This window comes from Chryseobacterium sp. RR2-3-20, assembly GCF_017808115.1.
Taxonomy (GTDB): Bacteria; Bacteroidota; Bacteroidia; order Flavobacteriales; family Weeksellaceae; genus Chryseobacterium; species Chryseobacterium oryzae.
Map to the genome: position 1 here is coordinate 1 of NZ_JADQBD010000047.1, position 25622 is coordinate 25622.

The window sequence follows — 25622 nt, forward strand, 5'->3', positions numbered from 1 at the left end:
AAATAACTTCTTTTACCATGATTCAATATCTAAATTTTTTCGTCTTCAAGAGAAGTTTGAATAAGTTAAAAATTAATTTGTGCTAAATGCACAACAGGTACATTATCTTTTTTCAGCTGATATCCATATTTTTTATACGGAACCAAAATATAATTACCTTTTTTCCAAATTTTGCCTTTTCCTACCCTATATAAAATAATACTTCCAGATTCCTGATTTGGAAGAAAAACCTCTGCTTTCTTTTTATTGGAACTGAAAATAACAGGAGTAAAAGAAGTAGATGTCCCTTTTGGATTAACCTCAGTAAGTTTAATTTTTTGATCAAAAAGTTTTACACAATCATTTTTTACCTGAGAATAGGTATAACCTGCAGAACCAATACAGCCATGCTTGTCTTTATCATTCCCCACCATCTGAGAAAATGCCATTGAAGTACAAAACAACTCGAAAGAAACAATTGTCTTTTTCATATTTTAAAATTTAAAATTTTTCTAAAATTATTTGAGTTTTTTCAATTTCAGATGATAAGTAAATTCTTACGAATCATTCATAATATCCTTACTTGAAACTGACTATAAATTTAATGCAAAAAAATAATTTTAGCAATAAAGTAAACCTTGAAATCAACAATTACGCCAATTTTTTAATTATAAATTTTCAATTGCTTTTAAAATCTCATTTTTATCTTTGGTTTTCATTCCCTGCAGATGTTCTCCCGAAAATTCCAAAAACTGCTTAGGTTCCGGAGCATTGTTATAAATAAGCTGTCCATGTTCAAACGGAACAGAAGAGTCATTCTTGCTGTAAATAAAAAGCTTTGGAAGCCCCTGTAAAGATTTAATATCTTCTTTCGCAGAATACGGAGAAATAATAACTTTCTGTATAAATTCTTTATATTCTGGTTTATATTTAATCGCAATATCTGTAAAAGATGACATCCCTCCGTCTAATATTAATCCTGATATTTTAGACTGATTATCTTTAGCCAAATGTGTTGCCACCTGCGATCCTAAAGATGCCCCATAAATATAAATTTTGCTGTCGCTTATCTCTTTTTTAGACAAAAGATAATCTAACATTTTCTGTGCATCTTCTGCCACATTTTTATGCGTAGGTTTACCTGTAGATTTTCCGTATCCTCTTACATCTACCATTACTACCTGAAAACCGTCTTCAACCAATGGTTTTGTCATGTATTGATAGGTAGACACATTTCCGTTCGCTCCATGAAAAAATAAGATGGTCTTTTTTACTGAATTAGATTCCGGCTTCAAAACAATTGCGGTAATGGTATCATTTTCCACTGGCAGACTAAGATTTTCAACTTTTTTAAACTCTAACTTTTGCATCTTTTTGTCTGGCTGATAGAATTTGTCATCCATTTGAGCTTTGGATAACGTTGATGAAAAGGCTAATAACAAAGAGAAAAATATTGTTTTTTTCATTATAGTATGAATTATTTTATGCCTCAAAAATAGTATTTTAATTACTTTGAAAAAAATTTTATAATACTGAATTGTTGAAAATTCTTCCTGAAAGGCAATTCAAAAAAAACGTTTCACTTTTTGGAGGTGAAACGTTTTTATTTTATTTAGTCCAGTTGATTTTTGAATGCTGGACTTCTGAAGAATTGCTACCGATCATAATATCAAATTCTCCTGCTTCCCAATCATATTTTAAATCTCCATTATAAAATTTAAGCTGTTCTGGGCTGATATCGAAAGTTATCTTTTTAGATTCCCCTTTTTTAAGCATTATTTTTTGGAAACCTTTCAGTTCTTTCACCGGTCTGGTAATACTTCCCACCAAATCTCTGATGTATAGCTGAACCACTTCTGCTCCATCATAATCCCCTGAATTTGTTACCGTTACTGAAGCCTGAATGGTCTGATTCCCTTTAGGATTAAGATTAGAAACTGTGAAACCGGAATAATCGAACTTTGTATAGCTTAAACCATATCCGAATGGATACAAAGGAGTATTACATTCGTCCATATAGTTGGATCTGAATCTTTGGAACTCGCATTTATCAACCAGTTTCTGATCTAAAGGTCTACCTGTATTTTTTTCATTATAATAAATAGGAATCTGTCCCAAACTTCTTGGAAATGTCATCGGAAGTTTCCCGGAAGGATTTACTTTACCAAAAAGAACATCAGAAATAGCATTTCCCGCTTCCGAACCTGCAAACCAAACATTTAGGATAGCATCAGGAACATCTTTCATATTCGTTAAAGCAAGCGGACGGCCTGTGAAAAGTACTACTGCAATGGGTTTACCCGTCTTTTTTAAATCGTTTAATAAATCAATTTGCGATTGTGGAATGGTAATCTCAGTGCGCGAAGAAGATTCACCGCTCATTTCGGCAGATTCACCAATTGCTAAAACAATAACGTCTGCTTTATTGGCAACATCTACTGCTTCTTTTAATAAAACTTCTTTCGGTCTGTTATCTCTATCGGTTTTTTTACCGTGTGCAGCGTAAATCTCTTCCAGTTTAGCATCATAATCAATATTTGCTCCTTTTGCCGAGATAAATTTTACATCTTTCCCATAATTAGCCTGTAAACCCTGCATTAAATTTACAGATAAAGCGTGTTTTGTTGCTACACTCCAAGTTCCTGCCATGTTCATAGAATTGTTCACTAATGGACCAATTACCGCTACCGTGCCAGATTTTTTGAGCGGTAAAACCTGGTTTTCATTTTTCAGTAGCACCATAGACTGGGCTGCTGCATTTCTGGCAATATTACGGTTTTCTAAATTATAGACTTCCTTTGCCGCAAGCTTGGCATCACCGTGTTTATAAGGATTATCAAATAATCCCAGATCATATTTTGCCTCCAGAATTCTTTTGGCTGCCATATCTATTTCTGCCTGAGTCACTTTTCCTTCCGACAGAGATTTTTTGAGTGTTGTTAAAAAGCCTTCACCTACCATATCCATATCAATTCCTGCTTTTAAAGCTAATGCAGAAACCTGCTGAAGATCTCCCATCCCGTGATCTACCATTTCGTTGATCCCCGTGTAATCGGTCACCACAAAACCTTTGAATTTCCATAAATTTCTCAAAACATCTGTCTGAAGCCATCTGTTTCCGGTTGCAGGAACGCCGTCTACTTCATTAAAAGAAGCCATCACAGAAGCAACGCCCGCATCTACAGCCGCTTTGTAAGGCGGAAAATATTCGTTGAACATTCTCACATGGCTCATATCTACAGTGTTGTAATCTCTTCCTGCTTCACCCGCACCATACAAAGCAAAATGCTTTACACAAGCCAGAATATTGCTGCCATTTGCCAAATCTTTCCCCTGATAGCCATAAACCATATTTTTGGAAATTTCGCTTCCTAAGTAAGGATCTTCACCGGAACCTTCAGAAACCCTTCCCCATCTCGGTTCGCGGGAAATATCTACCATTGGTGAAAAAGTCCAGTTGATACCATCCGATGCAGCTTCTCTTGCCGCCACTCTTGCAGACTGCTGTATGAGATTCATATCCCATGAAGCAGCCAATCCTAATGGAATAGGGAAAGTAGTTTCGTAACCATGAATGACATCCATCCCAAAAATCAAAGGGATTTTCAGTCGGCTATTTTCTACGGCAACTTTCTGTACTGCTTTAATTTTGTCTGCTCCTTTTATATTGAACAATCCGCCCACTAAACCCTGCTCTACTTTTTTGCCAATATCTGAGCTTTTAGCCAAGCCTGTAGTAAAATCTCCTGAACTGGGTAAATTAAGCTGTCCGATTTTCTCATCTAAGGTCATTTTTGCCAAAAGAGCATCTACAAAAGCCTTTTTCTTTGACTGATATTGTGCTGTTTGGTAAGACTGAACCGGTTTTGTAACCATTTCCTGTGCCGAAAAAACAGGCGCCAAGGCTATAGTTGCAATTAAAATTAACTTTTTCATATATCTATCTTCTTTATTAATTCTTGTTTAGGTTTTATTTTCCTTTGCGTTTACTCAGCATCCATTCGTATAATGCCGGATTTGAATAGGTAGAATCCCAGGAATTATGATTATCATTCGGGAAAATGGTTAATTCTGCTGAAGGATTTATAGGATGAAGCTTTTGGTAAAAATTGAAGGCATTTTCGGGTAAAACGACATCATCCATTCCGCCATGAAAAATTTTCATGTTAAGCTTTTTATACTGATTGATATTGGCATACATCACTCTATCGGTAGGTGCACAGACAGAAACTACTGCAGCAAACATTTCAGGATGTTCCATGGCCAATTTTAGAGTTCCCCACCCCCCCATGGATAGCCCTGTAAGGTAAATTCTGGAATCGTCTATTTTGTATTTTGCCTGAATTTCTTTAATTAAATGATAAACAGCAACGGTATCCCACCACGTATCTGCAGGACATTGCGGAGCTAAAATTGCAATAGGTTCTTTGATTAAATTTTTGTACGTAAACGGACTGTGTGCTTTTACTTTCTCAAGATCATTTCCTCTTTCACCGGAACCGTGAAGAAATACCATTAATGGCACGTTTCCATTTGAGTTTTTGGGATAATCTAATAGGTATGATATTTTTGTGCTCGTTTTAATTTCTCTATTGAGTTCTGCCTTGATTTCCTGGGCTTTTCCTAAGGAACAGATTCCCAATAGTACAAGCGGAAGTATATTTAGTTTCAGTTTCATATTTTTTTATATTAATATTTATGAGTCATCGTATTGAATATCAATTTTCACCGATTGTCTATCTATTTGGAACTATTATTTATGAAATAGCCCCGATAGAAGCGACATCCTTTTTTGTGGCGGGCGGAGCGAAGCGGAGACCGTCACAAAAAAAGATACAGCGGATAGCGGGAATAAGCTCCTGAAAATTTTTATTTAATATTATATTTATCTGATTTGAAGCTTAATTTTTTTAAACCCTGTTTTATTTCCGGGGCATTCATAAATAATTTCCATAGAAATCCTGTACGGTAATTTTCAATCATCGGGGCAATGGTACCTTGGTCTATTGCTAAATATCTTGGCGTAAACCAATTGTTATAATGAATAGAATTGGCATCGTAAGGACCCGCAGAGCCTATAAATTCTGGTTTTTGAAGGTATAAAAACTTCAGAAAATCCATTGATTCTTTTGGTGTGTACGGAAAACTGCTCAATGCAGCCGTTGGTGTAATAACGCCGTGATCATTTTGCGGAAAATGGGCATTATAGCCAGTTCCGCCATCTTTATTCCTGGAATAACTTGCGGTGAGTCCCCAATAATTAGGTCCGTAGCCTTTCCATTGTTTTGGATTTTCTAAGCAGTATTTATAATCTATGAGTACCTGATTTTTATTTAAATCGAAATAATTTTTGACTAATTTATCTGATAAATTAGTGGGATCTAAGCCGATATAAGAATAATGTGCCCAAAACAGAGGCCCGCCATATTCTTCTGCTCCGTTGTGTTTTATGTATAACGGAAGTCCGTATTTTTCTTTGTCTGAGAGAATTTTTCCGTCTTTTGCCCAACCTTTGTAGTAAGTATCTGCATCAATGGAATAATTGGGCGATGATGCAGCCAAAATATAGGTAATTAAACACTCGTTATAGCCCTGCAGCGGAAAATTCATTTGCCACTGGTATTCCGGTGACCAATGCCAATACAAAACTTTTTCGCCGCCTTTGGTGTACCAGTTCCACTGAATTCCTTTCCAGAGCTCATCACATTTTTTGGCTAAAGCTTTCTCTTCTGCATTTCCGTGTTTAAAAAATTCCCGCACCTGAATAATTCCCGTGGTTAAAAAAGCCGTTTCTACCAAATCTCCACCATTGTCTTTTTTTCCAAAAGGAACGGTTTTACCTGTTTCTCCGTTGATCCAGTGAGACCACGCTCCTTTATACCGATCTGCTTTTGCCAGAAAATCCATTATCGTAGAAAGTCTTTTTACCGCCTCTTCTCGGGGAATGAAACCTCGTTCTACTCCCACTAAAATTGTAGCCAGACCAAAACCAGATCCTCCGGTGGTAATAACGTGCTTATCTTTATCCGGATAGATATTATCTTCATGATAACGTTCTCTTCCCAGTTTTGAATTGGGTTCGGCATAATCCCAGAAGTATTTCAGAGCCTCTTTCTGAACCTTATCCATCAACTGTTCATCTTCAAGATTACTTTTGATCGTGGCATTGCTGGAAATATTTTGATTGATCTGATGATTTTTACATGAAAGCAAAGCCATAGCTAAACTTCCTGTAAGGAGTATTTTTTTCATTATTAAATTTTAGGGTTAAAACTTAGCTGAAGATTTTAAACTGTAGCTAAGTAAAATTTTAAATTTTAAAATCCGTACTGTGTAGAATGGAAGCCAAGTTTGATTAAGCCCTGTCTTACATCCGGTGCATTCATAAATAACTGCCACAAAAACTGATTTTTATGATTCTCAATCATTGGAGCTATTGTTCCCTGATCTATTGCAAGATACCTTGGTGTAACCCAATTGTATTGTATTGAATAAGCATCGTAAGGACCTGCGATACCCACATATTCGCTGTAATTTTCGTTATACAGAAACCTCAGCATATTCATACTTTCTGTGGGCGTATAGGGCATATTTGAAAGTGCTGCTGTAGGCGAAATAACTCCCAAATCGTTGCTTGGCTGGTGTGCAGCGTAGCCGGTAGTACCATCAGCATTACGGGTATAGCTTGCCGTTAATCCCCAACTTTTTGAATTATATCCCTGCCATCCATTAGGATTTGCGATACAATACTGATACATAATTTTAGCATGATTTGTAGTGGCATTTCCATAATTTACATAATCATCTGTAAGCCCTCTCGGATCAAGACCTAAAAAGGAATAATGCGACCAGAAAATAGGACCTATATTTCCGGAAAGAGTATTATGCTTTACTATTAAAGGTAATCCGTATTGGGATGAAGAATTTACAATGCCTCCGTTTCTCGCCCAACCCTGCTGGTAAACAGGCTTGTTAATCGAATAATTCTGAGAAGCTGCCGCTAAAACATACGTAATTAAAGTTTCATCATACCCTTTTAAAGGCATATTCATCTGAAAATCGTAGTTGGGCGACCAGTGCCAATATAATGTATTTTCACCTTTTGTGTACCAGCTCCATTCAATACCACTCAAAAGCGTATTTGCTTTTTGGGAAATTGCCAGCTCAGCGACATCAGTTGAGTTTTTGAAATATTCTCTCACACAGATAAGACCTTGTGCAAGAAATGCTGTTTCTACCAGATCACCACCATCATCTTTCTGACTGAAAGGAATTACATGTCCCGTATTCCCATTCATCCAATGAGGCCATGCTCCGTGAAAACGGTCGGCATTCTGAAGAAAATTGAGTGCTGTTGTTAACCTTGAAACCGCTTCTGCCCTAGCAACATATCCATTATTGATTCCTACCAGAATAGTTATCAACCCAAAACCAGATCCTCCCGCTGAAACAACGTGAGCATCTTGTCCCGGATTATCGGTATGATATCTTTCTCTGGCCAGTTTGGAATTGCTTTCTGTATAATCCCAAAAATATTTCAAGGCATCTTTCTGCACCATTTCTATAAGCTGAGAATCGGTGTAATTATTCTGTGGTTGTGAAGGATTTTCTACAGGTGTTTCTACAAAAACTGAGTCATTAGAACAACTGCCACATAAAAATATGGCAGTTGCTAATGTTAATATTTGTTTTAGTTTCAAAACTACTTTTTATTTACAAATAAATCATTGATTTCAGCACTAGATAAAGCACTGTCATACATTCTGAACTGATCCAGATTTCCTGCCCACGGCTTCATCCAACTGTCTATACCGGACTGGCCGCCTAAATTAAACCCAGTTACTTTAGTAGCATCCATGTTTACCCCGCCATGTGTTCCCCATACTTTAGGAGTCCCCACTTGTACTCCGTCTTTGTAGAAAGTAAGTGAAGAATTATTAGCGTTATAAACAAATACACAATGATGCCACTGAGTATCAAAAAATCCGGAAACAGGAACTGCATTGGTTGCTCCTTCCCAAGTTAACCAAGTATCTGCATTGTTTTTATCTACTAAAATCATTTTTACTGCAATACCATTACTTGTAGCTTCATTCATAAGCATCATGGTACCTTTTGTCCAGTGCCCATTAGAAGAAGGAATACTGAATATATGTTCGGCACCACTTGTAGTTGCTCCATGTTTCATCCAGTAAGAAATGGTAAAACTGCTTGCTTTAGCAGCAAAATCGTTAGGGGTAAGATACTTCAAGAACGCACTAGACGATCCTTTGTAAGATTTTCCTGAAATACCTGCATCACTTTGGATAGATTTATCTGGTGTAAAAGAAGGATATCCCGATAGCTGCTCAGAAAACTGATATCTTAATCTGCTGTCTTCTTTATCGAAGGGTACATAAAACCTTAAAGATCCGGCTGGTAATACAGCATTATCCAATGGATAATCTCCCAATTCAGGTCTGTCTAAATCCTGACAAGACAAAATAGTGGCAGATACTGTGCATATCGCACATATATTAATTAGAAACTTTTTCATTCTAAATATTTTTTAAATTAATAATTAGGATTTTGAACCAAAACACCCTGAGCTTTATCTATCGCATCCTGTGGAATTGGGAAATATTTATTCTTATCCTGATATCCTTTGGAAGCTAACACAGTTACAGCATCTCCCCAACGTACAAGATCATAAAATCTCTCAAATTCCATTGCAAATTCTACTCTTCTTTCTTGCTTAATCGCAGATAATGTTGCAGCAACGTTAGACAGACCGGCTCTTGATCTGGTCATGTTAAGATATGTTGTTGCTTTAGCTGCGTTTCCTGATTGTAAAGCTGCTTCTGCTGCTATTAAAATAACATCTGCATATCTTATAAGCTTAATATCTTCCCAGTGATTTTTATTAACACCATAAAATATTCTTTCTGATAATGCTGTATAAGCTTTTCCGTTCCAATACTGTTGAACAAGCACTGGATTAGGATTGTTGGGTCCATTCGGAAGTATTGCATTATTATAAATATCTGGACCTCCTGAGGTAAGAATTGTCGTTTTTTTCCTTACATCACCATTTTCATATATTGAAACCAACTCGGTAGAAGGCACATTGAATCCCCAACCTAAATCCCACGCTCCAGAACCTCTTACTCCCTGAGATTCATAAAAATTGTTGCTGTACTTTGTTGCAAAATCGTATGTTTTCTGTACTTCGAAAATAGATTCTTTAGAATTATTTCCTGCTTTGGTAAATTCTGCATCATAAGAGGTATTTAGCTGATAAACTCCTGAATTGATCACAGTTTCGGCATATTCTAATGCTTTTGCATTATTACCCTGATATAAATAAAGTTTCGCCAATACAGCATTTGCCATACCTTTTGTTGCTCTGCCTAAATAAACACTTGGCCACTGATTAGGCAAATCTACAGCTGCTTCGGTAAGATCTTTTATAATCTGTGCATCTACTTCAGCTATTGTATTTTTAGGTGCAATTTCATCTATAGGGTTAACAATTGTTTTGAGATTTACCGGAATTTCTCCATAATCTCTTCTTAATTCAAAATAACAAAATGCACGAATTGCTTTTGCTTCTGCAATATTCATTAATGTACCCGGCGAAGTATCTCCTGAAGCAACAGCTTCATTAATTACGGCATTCGCATCAAATATTATTTTGTAATGCCCGGTCCAGTTATTTTTAATATGTCCGTTGGTAGCAACATATCCAAAATTATTAAAAACATTTCCGTCTGCTGCTCCGTCATTGGCTGTACTTCCTTTTTCGTTATCATCTGCTCTGATACAGTGAGTCCATACGTAAGAAAAATCACTTACACCGGCTTGTTGTCTTAAACCTGCATAAAGTCCAAAAACTTTACTTTCGAAACCACCTACACTGCTCCCTTCACCTGGGATTGGTCTTCCTAAAGGTTTTTCATCCAACCAATCGTCTCCACAACTTTGCGTTGTTGTTGCTGTCATTCCTAAAAATGCTGCAATTACAATATGTTTAAATTTTATATTTTTCATTTTTTGATAGTATTAAAAATTTGCACTAAGTCCGAAACTCACGATTCTTGGGTTAGGATATCCACTGTTGTTAACTCCAAACTGAGTTGCAGATCCTCCAAACTCTGGTGTAAATCCGTTAACATGATCCCAAGTTTTTAGATTCTGAATATTTACATATAACTTTAAACCTTCAAGTTTAAGTGGAGATATTAAATTTTTATTGAAATTATAACCCACCTGAACATTTCTGATTCTAAAGAAACTTCCGTCCTCAATCATGTAAGTTGAATTTTCGCGGTTATAAGCATTTCCAGAATAACTTCTTGGCTCCCAATTAGAAGTTCCAGGACCTGTCCATCTGTCTAGTCTTTCTTCTCTATAGTTAGACGGAGCGAATGAATTTCCGTTACCCCAATTTCTGAAAACTTCATTTCCGTAAACTCCATAGAAATCAGCATTCAGATAGATTCCTTTGTATTCTGCACCAACGCTAAAACCATAAGTGAAATCTGGCGTTGGGTTTCCTATCATTGTTCTGTCGGCTGGCGTAATCTGTCCGTCTCCATCAATATCCTTATATTTTAAATCTCCAGGCGCGGGATTACCAATGGTAGAACTTGGAGAAAGCAAAATATCTGCTTTAGTCTGATAAACACCATCCACTACATATCCATAAAAAGCTCCGGCTGGTAAACCTGCAGTAAATATTGACGGACCTGAGAATTTTTGATACCCTTCAGAATAAGTACTTAAAACTTTTGTTTTGGTCGTAGTTAAATTTCCATTAATATAATACGTGAAATTTTCTGAAACTGAATCTTTCCAACCTAAAGAGAATTCAAACCCTTTAGCTTCCATAGATCCTGTATTTAAATAATAGGTGTAAGAATTTCCATCAGAATCTAAAATTCCATGAGTTTTCTTATTGTAATAGTTTGCATCTAAAGATAATCTACGGTTTAAGAACATAGATTCTAACCCAAATTCATAAGATTTAAGATGTTCCCATTTTAGATCTTTATTAACTGCAAATTCGGGAATGTAAGCTGGATAAATATTTCCATTAAACACTCCGGTACCTCCTTCAATATAAGTAGGATAACCATAATATCTACCTCCCGCTACATACTGGTTCCCTAAATCTCCGTAAGAACCTTTAAATTTCAAATAATTGATAGCTGTAAGATTTTTCATGAAATCTTCTTTAGTTACTTCCCATGCTGCACCTACAGACCAGAAATTATCAAATCTGTTTCCTGGAGATAAATAGGCAGAACCATCTCTTCTGAAAGATGCATTAAGCATATACTTATTAGCATAGCTATATAACATTCTAGTAAAATAAGAAACCTGTTTTTCGTTGTATCCTGATGTAGTTACTGTTTTACTTGCAGTATCTATAAAATCTGAATTTAGGTACCAAAATCTAGAATCATTAGGAATCTGTCCGAAAGGATTATTCAAACTACCTCTGGCTGATCCACTCATACCTCTAATCTGTCTGTTGATAGTTTCGAAACCTGCCATTAAAGTAAGGTCGTGATTTCCAAACTTGTTTTTGTATGTTAATAACTGGTTTTGTTGGAAACTCATGTCCCGATTTTCGAATTGACTTACCCCTGTTAATAAATTACCCGAATATGGTGCAACAGTATTTGTTTCTGGAATATAGATATTAAAAACTGGAGTATATCCTCTACCGAAACCATTTCTGTAGTTTACAAAATAGTTTGATCTAAATGTAAAATGCTTAAAAAAATCAAATTCAAGATATGCATTGGGATTAAATTGGACATCTTTATTAATTTGGGTATTTTTCATTCCTTCAACAACAGCCAGCGGATTGCCAATTTGTGCAGCACCTAATTGCTGAGGAAGCGAGTTGAATAATCCATAATAATCGCCTGGTGTCATATTTATTGGACTTACCACCGGAGTAGCGTTTAGTGCAGAACCAAAGCTACGATTCTGCGGAAGATTGGCATACGAACCTGTTAATCCAAATCCTGCTCTTACAGAACTGGAAATCTTTAAATCATCATTAAATTTATAGGTCATTCTATCATATTTCTCATTTTTGATAGACCCATCCTCTGTCTGATAACCGAATGAAAAACTCATCCTGTTTTTGTCGTTACCATTGGAGATGGTAATATTATTCTGATTGATGATTCCTCCTTTCTTTGCAATTTCATTAATCCAATTGGTATTTGCGGTAAAAGGTGCAAAATTATAGGGAGCTAATCCTTGGTTTGCAAGATCTTCGTTGTAAAGAGTTTTAAAACCAGATGCATCTGTAAGATCTGGTCTGTTATCGAAAGATTTTACTCCAATTGATGAGTTCAAGCTTATGCTTGTTCTTCCGCTTTTCCCTCTTTTGGTAGTAATAATTATTGCACCATTAGCTGCCCTACTACCAAAAATTGCCAAAGAAGATGGATCTTTTAGAACTTCCATAGATTCTATGTCCGCAGGATTCACAAAATCAATATTATTTGCAAATGCTCCATCTACTATATAAATTGGATTAACTCCATTAATAGTAACTGTACCTCTAATTCTTACATCTGCCTGAGATCCCGGCTGCCCAGAATTCACAATTGATAAACCTGCAACTTTACCCTGTAATGAGTTCAGTGGGTTAGAAGCCGGCTTGTCTGCAACTTCTCCTCCATTAACTTTTGCTATCGACCCTGTAAGATCACGTTTTTTTGCAGTACCGTATCCAATCATTACGACCTCCTCAATCTTCTGTTCTTTTACAACAGTATCTCTCGGTGTTGTTTGTGCATTCGCATTCATGCCGAAATAGAGTACGGCAATGAGACAGGAATACTTTAAATTTGGTTGTTTCATATAGCTTTAATTTTATCTTGTTTCTCTTAGTTTTTTACAGCCTTATCATATTGAACATAAGGTTACAAGCCAAAAATAAAAATATTTCTTAAAGTTGTTAATATTTCTTAAAAAAATTTCATTATCGCAATTTACATTACTTAAATATTAATAAATAGTTAATTTTAACTTATTAAAACACATAATCAATCAACATCATTATCAAATTCATAATTAAAATTTTCTCATTTTCTCATTATGAAGCAATAAAAATCTCCAAAATTGCAACCAAAAACTCTTTTTTGAAATAATTAAGAAAAAAGGCATCAATTTTGTCATGCATTCATGTTTGAAAAAATAATATTAAGTTTGTCTAATGTTTTTGTTGGCAATCTATTCTTATAGGTGAGAAAATTAAAATAGAACCAATAAATCCATCAAAAATTAAAATTTATACATGAAAAAAATAATCATAGCTGCCTCTATTGCGATAGGTTCAGCAGCATTTATAGCTACAAGTCTTAACTCTTGTACAACAATTGCCACTTCAGATTTAGGATTGGCTGTTATTAAAAGAGTTTTACTGGGAGGTATTAATAAAGGAGTAAATATTTATGGAAATAAAGAAGCTTTTCTTCAAAATAACCTTGTAGATAAAGCTTTACCAAAAGAATTGAGAGATATTAATTCAACATTAGAGAAAATTGCACCTTCTCTTGTAGCAAAAGAAAGAGAATACATTGCTGAAGCTGCAGTTTACACTGTCGGAATTTCTAAGCCTATACTAGAAAATGCTGTAAACAGTCTTAATGCACAGGATGTAACCCGTATCATTCAAGGTGAAAAAGGTACTGCCACGCTTATTTTAAAAGAAAAAACACAAGGTCAGCTTATTCAGGCAATTGCTCCGAGAGTTGAACAGGAATTGAATAAATACAGTATTGTAAAAACAATTAATACGGCATTATCGGGAAGCAATTTATTGGGAAGTCTTTTAGGAGGCAATAATTCTAAGGTAAATGCAAGCGGATTGAGTTTAATGGCTTCAGAGCAAATCGTAAATGGGCTTTTTAATATCATAGAAGATCATGAAAAGCAAAATTCTGCATCTTTACTGGGACCTTTCGGAAAATAATAATTTTTAGTATCTTTAAAGTATGGAAATTTTACAAGGAAACGAACACGCAAGCCCGGAAGAGTTTTATAAATCATTAAAAGAAAAACTGGAGAATCATCATGATTTTCCTGAGGATTATTTATTTAAATTCATTATTCCGACAGACCAGTCGAAGATAACAGAAATTTACAAAGTTTTCGACGGAATTAAATTTACACTGAGTAACCGCGAAAGTAAAAACGGCAAATACACAGCCTGCAATATTAATGCTTTTGTTTTGGATGCCGATCAGGTAATTAATATTTACCAGGAAGTAGCAAAAATTGAAAATATTATTTTGTTGTAAAATAAAAAAAGCTGTTTTAAATATTTAAAACAGCTTTTTTATTTCAGTTATTATATGAAGTTATTTACCCATATTTCTTAATTGTTCCATTTGCTCCATATATCCACTTACACCAACTGTTGCAAGGACAAAAATGGTATAGGCAACATTAAGTATTCCTAAGATAATACCAATAATACACAAAATTCTACCCGTATTTAGATTATTGAAATCTGAATATTCTGATGGGTTTTGGTCATACAAAAGCTTATCAGCTTTGTACTTATTAAGACCAATAATTCCGCAAATAATTCCTATTAAACCTGTACAGCAACATGTTCCGACAACAGATACTATTCCTAAAATAAGTACCGTCTGTGCATTAGGTAATTTTTGTTGATTCATAATTTGATTTTTTTAAAGTTTATAATATATTAATTGAAAAAATGTTTATAAAAATAAGAAAAAACCATAATAATGGAATTAATTATCGCTAAAAATATAAGAATTTGCCCATAATTTCTTTTTTTATCTAAAAAATTGACAGCGACAAAACCAAAAAACATCAAAAGAGTATATACCGCAGGAAACATTTTGAAGGCTTCCAGAAACTTCCCCTGAAACACCAAAACTATTGCTCTTTGAGTACCGCATCCAAAACACTCGATGCCCAAAAACTTTTTACTCGGACAAGGAAGCATAAAATCTTCTATATGCATGATGTTAAATTATATTTCACAAATCTAAGAAATTTTAGCTCTCATATACTGATGCGGAAAAAAACAATCCTCTTTCATATCAAAAGAACCCTGAACCGCAAGATAAGGATTTCTTAAAATTTCTCTTGCTACAAAAATAAGATCTGCTTCTCCATTTTGAAGAATTTCTTCAGCCTGTTTCACGTTGGTTATTAATCCTACAGCTCCGGTTTTTACATTTGCCTGTTCTCTTACTGCAGAAGAAAAAGGAACCTGATAGCCGTCAAACACAGAAATTTTGGCTCCATGGATATTTCCGCCGCTCGAAACATCAACCAAATCTACATGATGATTCTTTAAAATCTCTGCCAGTTTTACACTATCATTAATATCCCAACCATTTTCAGCATATTCTGTTCCTGAGATTCTCACGAAAAGGGCAACATTATCATTCAGTTCTTCATTAACAGCATCCACAATTTCGATCAAAAATTTAATTCTATTTTCAAAACTACCCCCATATTCATCGGTTCTAATGTTAGAAAGCGGTGAAAGAAACTGATGAACAAGATAACCATGGGCTGCGTGAATTTCAATTACATCAAATCCGGCATTTACAGCACGTTTTGCAGCTTTCTTAAAATTATCAATCTGATTTTTTATTTCTTCCACAGACAATTCGTGAGGAACTCTCTCCCCAGGCTGATACGGAACAGGACTTGGTGCCACCGTTTCCCAACCTTCTTCAAGAGAAATCTGCTTATTATTCCATGTAGAACCTTTTCTTCCTGAATGTGCAAGCTGAATCCCTATTTTACTGTCTGAGTTTCCATGTACAAAATCGACAATTTTTTGAAGCTTTTCTGCCTGTTCGTCATTCCAAATCCCCATACAGTGATTGGTAATTCTTCCTTTAGGCTCAACACCTGTTGCTTCAACCATTATAAGCCCGGTTCCGCCTTGTGCACGACTGCCATAATGTACAAAATGAAAATCGTTGGCAAGACCGTTTTCGCAATAATACATACACATAGGCGACATTACCCATCTGTTTTTCAGTTCAACATTTCTGAATTTTATTGATGTATATAACATTTAACTAATTTTTAAAACATTAAAAATACGAAAATACATTCATAAACCTTATTGCCTAAATGATTAAAATAGTTTACATTTACTCCCCTTTTTTGAAATGAATATGGAAAAAAATATAGAAATAAGGTATCAACAGTTTAAAGACAGAAACGAACTAAGTAAAATTGAGCAAAAACTGTTTGAAGAAGCAAAAAAAGCCCGTAAAAACGCTTATGCACCTTACTCAGAATTTTATGTTGGATGTGCAGTCCTGTTGGAAAATGAAGAAATTTTCTCTGGTAACAATCAGGAAAATGCTGCATTTCCTTCGGGTTTATGTGCCGAGAGAACTACTCTTTTTTGGGTTGGAGCCAATTTTCCGGACAAAAAAATCAAGAAAATATTTATTGTTGGCGGTCCTAAAGAATCTGCAGAAAATAACCCGCCAATTCCTCCATGCGGTGCATGCCGACAAAGTATTATAGAATATGAAACCAAGCAGAATGAAAATATAGAATTGTATTTTGCGAATTTGAATGATGATGTTATTAAAGTGTCATCTATTAAAGATTTGCTCCCATTCTATTTTGATGCTACTTTTTTATAGACAATACAAAATTAGATAATTACGAAGAAAAGGCAACGCCAACATCCGCATATTGCCCAATTCGTTTAAAAACTTATCTTTGTAAAAATTCTGGTTTCCAATATATTGGAACTAAGAGGGAATTGGGAGAAAACCCCAAGCTGTCCCCGCAACTGTAAATCGTAATAAGAATTTTCTGTGAAAAACCACTGCTAAAGCGGGAAGGTACAGAAAAACGAAAGCCAGGAGACCTGCCAGAATTTAACCCTAAAATTATTGTTTTCGGAGGAAAGACAAGCGTAATATGAGTTTAAAAAAAGCATTCGTTGTAGTTTCTGGATTCTTCAGTCTGAATCTTTATTTTGGTCAGGAAACCCAGATTGACACCCTTTATATTTTCGATACGCAGATGAAAAAGGTTAAACTTTTTCATGAGGTTCAAACATTATCTGCGGCAGATATTCAAAAAAACGCATCCAATCTATCAGAAGTTCTGCGATTTCAGTCACCGGTATATATTAAAGAAAATGGACGGGGTGCTGTATCTTCACCTTCTTTTAGAGGAACAACAGCTCAGCAGACCGCCTTTGTCTGGAACGGAATCAACATCAACTCACTGTTTTTAGGGCAAGGCGATGTAAATAATATTGCCCTTTCCGGATACGACCAAATGGAAGTAAAGTCTGGAGGCGGAAGTGTGATTTACGGAAGCGGAGCGATTGGAGGAAGCATTCATTTGAATAATGATTTGAGCTTTAATAAAGGTTTTAATGCACAAATCCATTCAGAAAGAGGTTCTTTTGGTACGTATCAAAATTTTGCGAAAGGTTCTTTCAGTAATGATAAATTCAGCTTTAAAGCTTCTGCCAATTACCTCATCAGCGAAAACAACTACAAGGTTGAAGAAAAAAATTACATTAACCGAAACGGAAAATTTTTTAATACCTCTTTCAATATAGGAACTTCTTATAAAGTTTCTCAACACAACACGGTTTCCTGGCAAAGCCAATGGTTTGATGCTACACAGAACTATCCTATTTTTGAAGAAAACGGAAATAAAACAAAATACGAAGCACAGACGGTAAGAAGTTTACTGGCTTGGGATTTTAATCATAAAAAAGTATCCAACAGTTTGAAAACCGCTTATACGGAAGACAATTTTCAGTATTTCGGAATTATAGATGCCCCGAAAACAAGTGGCGGAACAGCAAAAAACTATATTGCAAAAAACGATTTCAATTATTTTATTGTTCCTCAACTCAATTTTAATGTAATCGGAGAATTTCAGCATAACATTGGAGAAGGCTACCAGTCAGGAATTAGTAATGTACATAGAAACGTTGGCTCTGTTGCAGGTTTGCTGAGATATTTCCCAAGTTCAAAAGTTAGTTTTGAAGCAGGTATAAAACAAGACTTTATAGAAGATATTAAATCCCCGATTTTATATTCTTTTTCGGGAAAATGGAAAGCCAATCGATGGTATCAGATGAGCCTTAACGTATCTAAAAACTTCCGATTTCCTTCGTTCAATGATTTGTACTGGGAACAGGGAGGAAATCTTAATCTGAAACCTGAAACATCTATTCAGACGGATATGACGCATGAATTGAAGGCTTTTGATTTCACCCTTAAAATAAGTCCGTACTACATGAAAATCGACCAGATGATTCGCTGGCTTCCTACACCAATGGGATATTGGTCGGCATTCAACACTCAAAAAGTGGAATCTTATGGTTTAGAATCTCAACTTACTTACCAGAAAAAATTCAATAAACATAATTTAAGGCTAATTGTTGGATATATTTATACAAAATCGACCGATGTGGAAACACAAAGACAATTGATGTATGTTCCGCTGCACAAAATTTCGGCTAATTTGGATTATGGATATCGTTTCCTGAATATTTACGCACAAGGCTTATATAACGGACTTACTTATACTACTGCCGATGAAAGCAGAAAATATGCAATTAATCCTTATTTCGTAATGAACGCAGGAGCTTCTGCAACGTTGGCAAAAAAATACACATTGGGAGCCAGAGTTAATAATATAACCAATACAGCTTACCAAACAGTCGCTTACTATTATATGCCTCAGCGAAATTATAGCATTTACGCAACCATTAATTTTTAAAATATTTAAATCTATATATTATGAAATTTAACAGATTACTACAGCTTTTTTTTGCATTTGCACTGATTTTTTCGGTGTCATGTACATCCGACTATGAAGAAATTCCGGTTGCCATAAATTATCAGAACGGATATCTTATTACCAATGAAGGAAATTTCGGAACACCCAATGCAGATGTAAGTTTCATTACAAAAGATCTAAGCTTAATGCAAAATGATCTTTACAAAGCCAATAACGGTAACGAAAATTTAGGAGAGGTACTTCAAACGATGGTTATCAACGGAGACAAAGCTTTTTTACTGCTGAATAATTCCAACAAAATTCAGGTTGTTAACCGTTATACATTCAAAAAAGCAGGTACAATTACTACTGAAATTAATCAGCCAAGATACATGGCAATTGCCAACAATATGCTTTATGTATCTAACGACCAATACATGGGAGCAAAATATGTGAGTATTTATAAAGTTTCTGATTTGTCTTTTGTGAAAAAAATTCCGTTTACCAATACAGCTGAGAGAGTTGTAGCTGCGGGAGAGAATATTTTTGTACAAAATGCTACTTACGGATTTGGTACTACCTTAACTAAGATTAATACTACAACCAACGAAATTGATGGCACTCCGGTATCTATTCCAAACGGAAACATCAATAAAACCATTGCATACAACAACAATGTATATGTAATTGCAACTGGTACTACAGATTCTTATATTTACGAAATTTCTCCAGCAGGAACTATTACCAAAAACATAACGTTGAGCAATGTTGCCAATGCGACTAATTTACAAATTGATGGCGGTAAGTTTTTCTACAGTTCTGCAAACAAAATCTATTCTATGGATATGAATGCTACCGCAGCACCTACAGCGCCAATTATTACCGCAGTTGATGGTGGACAATATTTTACTTTATATGGATTTAATGTTTTGGAAGGAAGAATTTTCACTTCGGATGTGAAAGGCTTTACACAGGCAAGCGAAATAAGTGTTTACACCACTTCTGGAACTTTCATCAAGAAATTTACAGTAGGAATGGGAGCAAACGGAGTTTATTCCAACTAATATTTTCTGGTTTTGAACAAAAAATTCGGCGGCATCTTCGATGCCGCCGAATTTTTTTATATATTTTAAGCAAGTTTTAATCCTAGTTTTTCAGCTTCTGAAATCACAAAATTCTTTGCTTCTTCGCTGTCATTGGCTATTTCACCTTCCAGAATTGCTTCTTTTACTTTATCTTTTAAAATTCCGATTTCGCGACCAGGTTTTAAATTGAACATATTCATAATTTCTTCTCCGGAAATAGGTGGCTGAAAATTCCTAACCTGATCTTTTTCTTCCACTTCTTTAATTTTAACCGCTACATATTCAAAATTTCTTTTGAATTTTTCCTGTTTTTTGGAATTTTTTGTAGTAATATCAGCTTTACAAAGAGTGAATAAATCCTCCATGTCTTCTCCGGCATCAAAAAGCAGTCTTCTAAGAGCAGAATCCGATGCATCATCGGTAATAAGTGCAATAGGTCTTGAAGAAAGCTTCACCATTTTCTGAACATACTTCATATCGTTTCCTAATGGTAATTTTAACCTTTGAAAAAGAGTTTTAACCATTTTGGATCCTAAAAACTCGTGTCCGTGAAACGTCCATCCTGTTCCTTCTACAAACTTTTTAGTAGGAGCTTTCCCTATATCGTGTAATAAGGCAGACCAGCGCAACCAGAGATTATCGGTATTTTCTGAGATATTGTCTACCACTTCAAGCGTATGGTAAAAATTATCTTTGTGCGTTTGTCCCTCAACTTCCTCAACCCCTTTTAGATCCATAAGTTCTGGAATAATGAGCTGCATTAAACCTAATTCTGCCATAAGTTTAAGACCCACCGATGGCTTTTTGGAAAGCATAATTTTATTAAATTCAACCATAACTCTCTCCATCGAAACAATCTTGAGTCGCTCTGCTTCCTTTTTGATCGCATTTAAAGAATTTTCTTCAATTTTAAATTCTAAAGTTGATGCAAAACGAATCGCTCTCATCATTCTGAGCGGATCGTCTGAATAAGTCTGTTCAGGTTCAAGTGGGGTTCTTAAAATACCGTTATTTAAATCTTCTACTCCGTCGAAAGGATCAATTAATTCTCCAAAATTATCCTGATTAAGGGAGATTGCCATTGCATTAATGGTAAAATCCCGTCTTTTTTGATCGTCTTCTATAGTTCCGCCTTCAACTTCCGGTTTACGGCTGTTTTCTGTGTAACTTTCTTTTCTGGCTCCCACAAATTCCAATTCCAAATCTTTATAGCGAATCATTGCAGTTCCGTAGGTTTTAAAAACTGAAACTTTCATTTTAGGATCAATTTCTTTTCCAACGTTTTGAGCCAGCTCAATCCCGCTTTGTTCTGTGACAAAATCTATATCGGTTGACGCTTTTCTTTTCATCAGTAAATCCCTGACAAAGCCTCCTACAATGTAAACAGACTGATTGTTTTTGGATGCGGCTTCTGAAATAAGTTTAAAGAGTTTAAGATTTTTATTTTGGGCGAGATTAATGAACATTTTCGGTATAATTTAGGTTCAGATAAAACTTGTATTAAAGTTTATCTAATTCGAAACCATTAAGAATTTGGAATTGACGAATTAAAATTCAGATCATTCCAATATTAATGATTAAACATGCTGCAAAGATAACTATTTTAGGTCGAAATGAGAATAAGGGTTCGATTGAAGGATTCATTCCACAAAACGAAATCAGAAACAGAATTATTCTCTTAAAACTTTAATTCTGTTATCATTCCAGATTTTTATTACTGAGGAACCAGAATACTTTGAAACTTTATCCCGGTCTTCTTCCACAGCATAATCAACAAGATGAATAATTTCATCAGAAATATCAGAAAATTTCATCGGACTTTTATCTCCGCTAAAATTGGCTGAAGTAGAAACCAAAGGCTTGTTAAGTTTAGAAATCAGCTTTTTGCAAAAATCGTTTTTTACCAAGCGAATTCCTATGCTTCCATCTTCTGCTAAAATTTCTTTGGGTAATCCTCTCGGATTTTCATAAACGATGGTAACGGGTTTTTCGCTTAAGTCCATAATTTCCCAAGCCATTTCCGGAACATCTACCAAATCCTGTAATCTCTTCTCAGATTCAACAAGGATAATTAGAGATTTATTTTTTTCCCTTTTTTTGATATCAAAAATCTTATTAATTGCTTCTGTGTTTGTTGCATCGCAACCAATTCCCCAAATAGTATCTGTAGGATAAAGTATGGTTCCGCCCGACTGGAGTATTTTGATGATATTATCCATAAAATTTTTCTGTAAAATGTAAAAAAGCAAATTTACGCTTTCTGTACAGAAGATAATTTCTATTTTATAACTGAAATTTAGATTCGTGGCATAAAAAAATCCCGAACGTTAAGTCCGGGATTTATGTACTATATTTTGTTAATTACTTAGCAAAAACATATTTTACACCAACACCTACGTTAGCTAAATTCAATCCGAAGTTGAAGTTGTTTACATTCTTAGCTCCGTCGATATCATATTTAGAAGTGCTGTAACCAAATTCTCCGATTGTAGCTTCAATAGTCCAGTTTTTGTTCAAGAAATAATCTAAACCTGGTTTTACTGAAACTCCGAAAGAATTGTAGTTAACTTTTTGAGAAACAGTAGTATTGTTTACATTTTCTTCAGATTTTTCGTTACCAAAATGCATTGGAACAGAAAGCTGTCCGAAGATATATAATTTATCTCCTAAAGTCCAGTATTTTCTTGCAAATGGCTCAACTACAAAAGCAGCAGTTGTATTTTTATCATAACCATTGTTGAAATTTTCTTTTTTGCTTGTTGAAGCATAACCAACTCCTAAACCTACTGCTAAGTTTGGTGCTACAAAATAACCAACAGTTGGAACAACTGCAAAGTTATCAACTTTAGTATCTTCGTTATTATCTTCTACAGAAGAATATCCTACAGTTCCAGATAAATAAGTAGTTCCTTTAGCGATTTGCGCATTTGATAAACCAAAAGCTACAACAGCAGCTGTTAATAATAATTTTTTCATGTTTTAAACTATTTTAATATTTTCTATGCTGCAAATTTATAAGACTTTTATGTTATATTAAAATTTATTAATATGATTAATATCACGTATCAACAGGAGGTTTTTGTAAATCAATTTTTTAAAAAAATAGGCTTTAAATACCAAAAGCTTAAAAATATCACAAAAAAAACTCCAACTTTTCAATTGGAGTGTTATATGATAGATAAAAATGTATTTTTACTTCAGAAAAAAGTTAATTCCTAAGTTAATTGCTCCAAAATTAGAATCTATCCTTCTGTCTCTGTCGAAATCCCTTCTTTCACTGCCTATATTTTGGTAACCTAAATAGAGTTCAGCATTTGGCATTTGATAACCCACTTTAGGATAAATATACAAGCCACTGTTGATACCGTCTTTTGTTGAAATTGCACCACCCAAATCAAGACCTACGAACAATGGTACTTTAGCAAATTTATATTTACCTGATGCAGCCAAAGGAACAAATCCGAAATCATCAAACCTATCTTTTCCGAAAAAATGAGAATATCCGGTTGTAACTCCCACATCCAAGCCTTTCATTATTGTCCACATATATGCAGCATCCACGCCAAGGGTAAAAGTAGACATTTTGGATGCATCTCCTACTGGTGCACCAATGTGTCCTCCTAATTTAAATCCACTTTGTGCATTTACCGATCCAAACAAAGCAAATGCTCCTAATAAGAATAGTTTTTTCATGATATTTTATATTTTGTTATTAACTCAAATATCTTCGAGCAAACAAAGTGCCACACAGTATTCTAAAAAACACAGAATTATTTTATCATACTTTTATTAAATTATGATTATGAAGACATTTTGGGCAAAATATTTGCTTAAAATTGCAAAAAGGTTCAAGCAATGGTAATCTCTCAAGTAATCTCTCTTCAAAAAAAGTTTTTCAAAACTCAACAGACTAAAAATATTGAATTTCGTGCACTACAGTTGGAGAAACTTAGAGATATTATTATAAATAATGAAGAATTATTATTCAGTGCTATTCATAAAGATTTTGGAAAATCGAAATTTGACACTTTCACTACCGAAATATCTTTTATTCTAAATGATATTAAATATTATCTTAAAAATTTAAAATCGCTTTCTAAACCCAAAAAAGTAAAAACAAATTTTACCAATCTATTTGTCACAAAATACAAAAGTATTATATAATAATTGATATAGTCAATATATAAAAGCAAAACAGCACCGAATTTGATGCTGTTTTTATATTTAAAAATTTTTTATAAATTTACCAAATGAAGTATTAGGATTAGCATTTTTCATAAAAATACTTGCATTTCCAATCTCAGATAAATAACTAATACTTAATCAAAGATATATCTCATATCTTTATCGATAGGATAATTATCCACTTTTTTTGTATTATTCTCGAATGCCCTTCTCATCTTGTTTTTAAAGGCAGGATCGTCAGGAATAGAAAAATTATCGAATAATTTAGTACTAAAATGTAATTCTTTGAGGAATTTAAAATAGTCTTCTTTAGAAACGTATTTATTAATTTTCTCCAATTTATATGTGGTTTTTTTCTTGATAAACTCAACTAATTCAAACTCATAAATTCCTTCCTTATCTTTAATATTGATTATTAAACCAGGTAAGTTATTAAATTTATAAGGTCCATAAGGGAAGGGATAATTATATGAAAAATAACCTATCCATTCTCTACCAAAAGTATTTATTGATGCACTGAAGCAATCTATATTTTTGATAACTTTTTTCCCCCCATCAATTTTCCAATTTTGGCTGAATTTTCCATCCTTATTTCCGAAAAAATTTGTATTGTATTTTAAGATTGAAACTTGGGTTTGATCTGCAAGATCAGTATAAATTCTGTCTGAAAAATATGTTTTGAATTTCATGAGTCTCGCAAGATCCAGATCTCCAGTATCACTTCTGAATTTTATTGAATCTCGTGCAAAATCTTTTTCTGATATAAAAAAACTTTCTTTCTCATTAAATATGAGAAAGAAGTTTTCTTGCTGTTTAGTTTGACTCTTAGAATTGATTTTCGACTTCAGACTATATTTAGCTATGAAATCAAAATTTATCACTTTTTGAGAAAAACCATAATTACAAATTAATATAAGTATTAATAAATACCTTTTTTTTATCATCTTTTAACCGTTACATCATATTCGTCGGCACTTCTTTGAGCAATATCCCAACCATCATCATTTCCAAAATCACATAAAGCAAACTGAACCGCATTTGCAATACCAATAAAATCTTCATCTGTTGGCTCTAAATCAAAACTTAAAACTTGTGAGTATGTTTCTCCACAAGTAGTATGAACTGTTACTCTAATTAATCGTTTAAATACTTTTTTAGAAGAAAACTCTTGATTTTGACCAGCCTGATTGAATCCTGCAACAATTTCAGAACCAACATTTGCATTTTTTTCATTGGAAATGATGTTTCCATTAGCGTTTACAAATCCTGCAACTCCTAAAGCTGCAACAAAGAATAATTTTTTTATAATGATTAATATTTTGTTTGTTTAACGTCACTAAATTATGAAGTAAAATTTAACTGCACAAACTTTTTTTTAAATAATTTTAAAATTTAATTTATAAATAATCTATTACTCTGTTGTTAATATTAGTTTAATATTGATCCATTGATGATGTATTTGTAACTATTGAGTATAAAATCTAAATAATCTATACCCGTTGTGCATTTTAAATAATACTGACTTTTAAGTTGTTGATATTTCGATTGAAATAAGTTTTGTTTATAAACTGCACAACTGTTAAAGCCGTTATT

The 25622-nt window shown here is 34.1% G+C and carries 23 protein-coding genes and 1 riboswitch; of the genes, 6 read left to right on the plus strand and 17 right to left on the minus strand.

The annotated features are described in order from the left end of the window. Positions 1-65: 65 nt before the first annotated feature. The 9 genes from IV513_RS10920 to IV513_RS10960 form a co-directional block, all read right to left on the minus strand. Positions 66-470 (minus strand): hypothetical protein, encoded by a 405-nt coding sequence (locus tag IV513_RS10920; RefSeq protein ID WP_209390608.1) that lies wholly within the window; start codon positions 468-470, stop codon positions 66-68. Positions 471-647: 177 nt separating this feature from the next. Next, positions 648-1445 (minus strand): alpha/beta hydrolase, encoded by a 798-nt coding sequence (locus IV513_RS10925; RefSeq protein ID WP_209390609.1) that lies wholly within the window; start codon positions 1443-1445, stop codon positions 648-650. A gap of 142 nt (positions 1446-1587) precedes the next feature. Next, positions 1588-3915 carry a beta-glucosidase BglX gene (gene bglX, locus IV513_RS10930; protein WP_209390610.1) on the minus strand — a complete coding sequence of 776 codons (2328 nt, stop codon included), beginning with the start codon at positions 3913-3915 and terminating at the stop codon, positions 1588-1590. A gap of 34 nt (positions 3916-3949) precedes the next feature. Beyond that, a complete protein-coding gene (locus IV513_RS10935; protein WP_209390611.1) occupies positions 3950-4657 on the minus strand; it encodes a prolyl oligopeptidase family serine peptidase in 708 nt (235 codons plus the stop codon). Between the two features lie 191 nt (positions 4658-4848). Further along, positions 4849-6231 (minus strand): glucoamylase family protein, encoded by a 1383-nt coding sequence (locus IV513_RS10940; RefSeq protein ID WP_209390612.1) that lies wholly within the window; start codon positions 6229-6231, stop codon positions 4849-4851. A 65-nt stretch (positions 6232-6296) separates the two neighbouring features. Next, positions 6297-7679 carry a glucoamylase family protein gene (locus IV513_RS10945; protein WP_209390613.1) on the minus strand — a complete coding sequence of 461 codons (1383 nt, stop codon included), beginning with the start codon at positions 7677-7679 and terminating at the stop codon, positions 6297-6299. A 2-nt stretch (positions 7680-7681) separates the two neighbouring features. Beyond that, on the minus strand, positions 7682-8515 hold the full coding sequence (locus IV513_RS10950; protein ID WP_209390614.1) for a LamG domain-containing protein: 834 nt from the start codon (positions 8513-8515) through the stop codon (positions 7682-7684). 17 nt (positions 8516-8532) lie between these two features. Next, positions 8533-10008, minus strand: a complete 1476-nt coding sequence (locus IV513_RS10955) for a RagB/SusD family nutrient uptake outer membrane protein (RefSeq protein WP_209390615.1) — start codon at positions 10006-10008, stop codon at positions 8533-8535. A 12-nt stretch (positions 10009-10020) separates the two neighbouring features. Then, a complete protein-coding gene (locus IV513_RS10960) occupies positions 10021-12846 on the minus strand; it encodes a SusC/RagA family TonB-linked outer membrane protein (protein WP_209390616.1) in 2826 nt (941 codons plus the stop codon). A gap of 436 nt (positions 12847-13282) precedes the next feature. On the opposite strand from IV513_RS10960, the gene IV513_RS10965 reads away from it, so the two are divergent. Together IV513_RS10965 and IV513_RS10970 are read left to right on the plus strand one after the other, a co-directional pair. Beyond that, complete coding sequence (locus tag IV513_RS10965; RefSeq protein WP_209390617.1) at positions 13283-13960, plus strand: DUF4197 family protein; 678 nt, start codon at positions 13283-13285, stop codon at positions 13958-13960. A gap of 22 nt (positions 13961-13982) precedes the next feature. Then, the gene (locus tag IV513_RS10970; RefSeq protein ID WP_209390618.1) at positions 13983-14288 is read left to right on the plus strand and encodes a DUF493 family protein; all 306 of its coding nucleotides are present in this window, start codon (positions 13983-13985) and stop codon (positions 14286-14288) included. 60 nt (positions 14289-14348) lie between these two features. Here the strand turns inward: IV513_RS10970 and IV513_RS10975 are convergent, their stop codons facing one another. Genes IV513_RS10975 through namA form a run of 3 tightly spaced genes read right to left on the minus strand, consistent with a single transcriptional unit; the run spans position 14349 to position 16060 of the window. Continuing rightward, positions 14349-14672, minus strand: coding sequence for a CCC motif membrane protein (locus tag IV513_RS10975; protein ID WP_209390619.1), 324 nt, complete (start codon positions 14670-14672; stop codon positions 14349-14351). 29 nt (positions 14673-14701) lie between these two features. After that, on the minus strand, positions 14702-14986 hold the full coding sequence (locus IV513_RS10980; protein ID WP_209390620.1) for a DUF2752 domain-containing protein: 285 nt from the start codon (positions 14984-14986) through the stop codon (positions 14702-14704). Positions 14987-15010: 24 nt separating this feature from the next. Continuing rightward, complete coding sequence (namA, locus tag IV513_RS10985) at positions 15011-16060, minus strand: NADPH dehydrogenase NamA (protein WP_209390621.1); 1050 nt, start codon at positions 16058-16060, stop codon at positions 15011-15013. A gap of 103 nt (positions 16061-16163) precedes the next feature. Between namA and cdd the strand changes: the two genes are divergently transcribed. The 3 genes from cdd to IV513_RS11000 all read left to right on the plus strand — a co-directional run bounded on the left by cdd (position 16164) and on the right by IV513_RS11000 (position 19823). After that, positions 16164-16646 carry a cytidine deaminase gene (gene cdd, locus IV513_RS10990; protein ID WP_209390622.1) on the plus strand — a complete coding sequence of 161 codons (483 nt, stop codon included), beginning with the start codon at positions 16164-16166 and terminating at the stop codon, positions 16644-16646. Positions 16647-16720: 74 nt separating this feature from the next. Next, positions 16721-16899, plus strand: a riboswitch (cobalamin riboswitch). Positions 16900-16929: 30 nt separating this feature from the next. Beyond that, a complete protein-coding gene (locus IV513_RS10995; protein WP_209390623.1) occupies positions 16930-18759 on the plus strand; it encodes a TonB-dependent siderophore receptor in 1830 nt (609 codons plus the stop codon). A gap of 20 nt (positions 18760-18779) precedes the next feature. Continuing rightward, positions 18780-19823 (plus strand): DUF5074 domain-containing protein, encoded by a 1044-nt coding sequence (locus tag IV513_RS11000; RefSeq protein ID WP_209390624.1) that lies wholly within the window; start codon positions 18780-18782, stop codon positions 19821-19823. A gap of 65 nt (positions 19824-19888) precedes the next feature. On the opposite strand, the gene IV513_RS11005 is transcribed toward IV513_RS11000, so the two are convergent. From IV513_RS11005 to IV513_RS11020, 4 genes are all read right to left on the minus strand, one after another. Continuing rightward, positions 19889-21310 (minus strand): CCA tRNA nucleotidyltransferase, encoded by a 1422-nt coding sequence (locus IV513_RS11005; protein WP_209390625.1) that lies wholly within the window; start codon positions 21308-21310, stop codon positions 19889-19891. Between the two features lie 204 nt (positions 21311-21514). Further along, positions 21515-22063: an L-threonylcarbamoyladenylate synthase gene (locus tag IV513_RS11010; RefSeq protein WP_209390626.1), complete on the minus strand. Its 549-nt coding sequence runs from the start codon at positions 22061-22063 to the stop codon at positions 21515-21517. 142 nt (positions 22064-22205) lie between these two features. Then, complete coding sequence (locus IV513_RS11015) at positions 22206-22820, minus strand: outer membrane beta-barrel protein (RefSeq protein ID WP_209390627.1); 615 nt, start codon at positions 22818-22820, stop codon at positions 22206-22208. A 216-nt stretch (positions 22821-23036) separates the two neighbouring features. Beyond that, positions 23037-23537: a hypothetical protein gene (locus IV513_RS11020; RefSeq protein WP_209390628.1), complete on the minus strand. Its 501-nt coding sequence runs from the start codon at positions 23535-23537 to the stop codon at positions 23037-23039. A 162-nt stretch (positions 23538-23699) separates the two neighbouring features. On the opposite strand from IV513_RS11020, the gene IV513_RS11025 reads away from it, so the two are divergent. Further along, positions 23700-24008: a hypothetical protein gene (locus IV513_RS11025; protein WP_209390629.1), complete on the plus strand. Its 309-nt coding sequence runs from the start codon at positions 23700-23702 to the stop codon at positions 24006-24008. A 155-nt stretch (positions 24009-24163) separates the two neighbouring features. Here the strand turns inward: IV513_RS11025 and IV513_RS11030 are convergent, their stop codons facing one another. Beyond that, positions 24164-24973 carry a GLPGLI family protein gene (locus IV513_RS11030; protein WP_209390630.1) on the minus strand — a complete coding sequence of 270 codons (810 nt, stop codon included), beginning with the start codon at positions 24971-24973 and terminating at the stop codon, positions 24164-24166. Positions 24974-25622 lie beyond the last annotated feature (649 nt).